2 protein-coding genes are annotated in these 2,563 nt (G+C 54.2%); both read left to right on the plus strand.

All coding sequences use genetic code 11. The features are described from left to right. Nucleotides 1-279 precede the first annotated feature (279 nt). Complete coding sequence (gene glpX / locus HN413_16805; GenBank protein ID MBT3392061.1) at nt 280-1,269, plus strand: class II fructose-bisphosphatase; 990 nt, start codon at nt 280-282, stop codon at nt 1,267-1,269. 85 nt (nt 1,270-1,354) lie between these two features. Beyond that, a partial coding sequence (locus HN413_16810; protein MBT3392062.1) for a ribulose-bisphosphate carboxylase large subunit occupies nt 1,355-2,563 on the plus strand: 1,209 nt, incomplete at its 3' end.

Here is a 2,563-nt window from a genome sequence, read left to right on the forward strand (position 1 = left end):
CCCCCCCAACAGGAGTCCCGCAGCCCCGCTCCGGGGTGACAGCCAATGACTAACCATATCCCGATCCCAAGGAGTAACCCATGGAAATCACGAAAAAAGAACGCGCCATGATGAATAATAAATTGATCCAGTTTTTCCGTTTCATTGTACTCAATTTGAAAATTCTCAAAGGCGTAGACCACAGTAAACGCTCTTAGCCAGCAACCAACCAGCCATTAGACAGGGTACCCACAATATTTGTATCACCTTGTCTACTGGCTCCCAATCCCAGGAGGAAACATGACTGAACAGCCCGAACGCAATCTGGGTATGGAGCTTGTACGTGTCACAGAAGCCGCGGCATTGGCTGCCGCCCGCTGGATGGGACGCGGCAAAAAAGAAGCCGGTGATGGCGCTGCCGTAGATGCTATGCGGCTCATGCTGGATACCATCAACATGAACGGGGTTATCGTTATCGGTGAAGGCGAAAAAGACGAAGCCCCCATGCTGTATAACGGCGAACGCATCGGCAATGGCACCGGCCCGGAAATGGATGTGGCTGTTGACCCCGTTGAAGGCACTACCTTGTTAGCGCAAGGCAAACCGAATGCCATCGCAGTCATCGCAGCCTCGCCCAAAGGCTCCATGTGGAATCCAGGCCCCGGTTTCTATATGGAAAAAATAGCCGTTGGCCCGGATGCCCGCGATGCAATTGATCTCGATGCACCTGTGGGCGATAACCTGCGCAATGTAGCTAAAGCCCTCGGCAAAGATGTGCGCGACCTGACCGTTTTTGTACTGGAACGCCCGCGACACGACAAAATCATTGCAGAAATTGGCGAAGTTGGCGCACGCGTTGCGCTGCACCACGATGGCGATGTTGCTGGTTCGTTAATGGCCGCTTGCCCCGGTATGAGCAGCATTGATCTGATGATTAATATTGGCGGCACCCCCGAAGGCGTCATCACGGCTTGCGCGCTCAAAGCCCTGGGGGGGCAAATACTCGGACGGCTGGCGCCACAATCCGAAGAAGAACGCACCGCCGTTGCGGAAGCCGGGTTAGATACAAAACGCATCCTGACAGTGGATGATATGGTCAATAGCGACGATGTTTTCTTTGCTGCTACCGGCATCACCAGCCCTGGCCACCTAATGGAAGGAGTCAAATACGAAAGTGGGCGCGCCCGCACCTACTCGATGGTCATCCGTGGAAAATCGGGCACAATTCGGTATATCGAATCTGTCCACAATCTGGATAAGTTGATGTTAATCAGCGCCATCGATTACTAAAAATTTTTCTAAACCCGTTTGTGAAATTTATACCAATTTACTCTATTTACACCACCCTTATTTTTATATACTTTGGAGGATCACTATGTCAAAAAAAGGCGCTATCTCATATGCCGACGAATACCTTCGCTTAGGATATACCCCTGGTGAGGAAGAACTTCTATGCGCATTCAAAGTCACGCCGCGTGACGATGTACCAATGGACGAAGCCGCGGCTGCCGTAGCTGCCGAATCATCCACGGGGACTTGGACAGATGTTGATTCAGAAGTTGCCGAGCGCCTCAAAGCGCGCGTCTATAAAATTGATGGCGATATGGTCTATGTGGCCTATCAGCCGGGGTTGTTCGAAATCAGTTCCATGCCCAATATTCTCTCCAGTGTAGCCGGAAACGTTTTCGGAATGAAAGCGGTGGAAGGCTTACGGCTCGAAGATATTCGCTTCCCAAAAGAAGTGGTCGATGCTTTCCCAGGCCCACATTACGGGCTGCCGGGTGTGCGCGAGCGCATGAACGTGCAAGGCCGCGCCATGACGGGTTCAACCATCAAACCCAAGATCGGCCTGACCACCGAAGAACACGCCCAGGTATGCTACGAAACCTGGATGGGCGGCGCCGATACGGTTAAGGATGATGAAAACCTGGGAAGCCAGGATTTCAACAATTTCTATGATCGCATGGCGCGTACGCTGGAACTACTCCACAAAGCCGAAGCCGAAACCGGCGAGACGAAAGGCTATTGGGCCAATCTAACTGCCGCCACGGTAGACGAAATGGCAAAGCGCGCCGAATGCATAAAAGAAAACGGCGGCATCTTCGCCATGGTCGATTTTGTCACCGTTGGCTATACCGGTGTGGCTTCGCTGCGCCAGATCACTGAAAAACTCGGCCTAATCATCCACGCCCATCGTGCCATGCACGCGGCCTTCGACCGCATCCCCTACCACGGGATCGAATACCGCGTCATCGCCAAAACTGCCCGCCTGATCGGTGTCGACCACATCCACACTGGCACCGGTGTGGGCAAGCTCGAAGGCGGCCCCGATGATATGCGCGAGCGCATCAGCCTGTTACGCGACAAAGTTACCAAACCCTTCCGCGGCGTACTATTTGAACAAGATTGGCACAATATCAAACCCGTAGCCCCGGTGGCTTCTGGCGGTCTGCATCCCGGGCATGTTCCGGCGCTTCACAGCATTTTTGGTATCGATGCCTATTACGCGTTCGGCGGCGGCATCCACGGGCACCCCGGCGGCAGCCGGGCGGGCGGGCGGGCAGTGCGCGCAGCCGTTGAAGCG

This window comes from Chloroflexota bacterium (assembly GCA_018648225.1).
GTDB lineage: Bacteria > Chloroflexota > Anaerolineae > Anaerolineales > UBA11858 > NIOZ-UU35.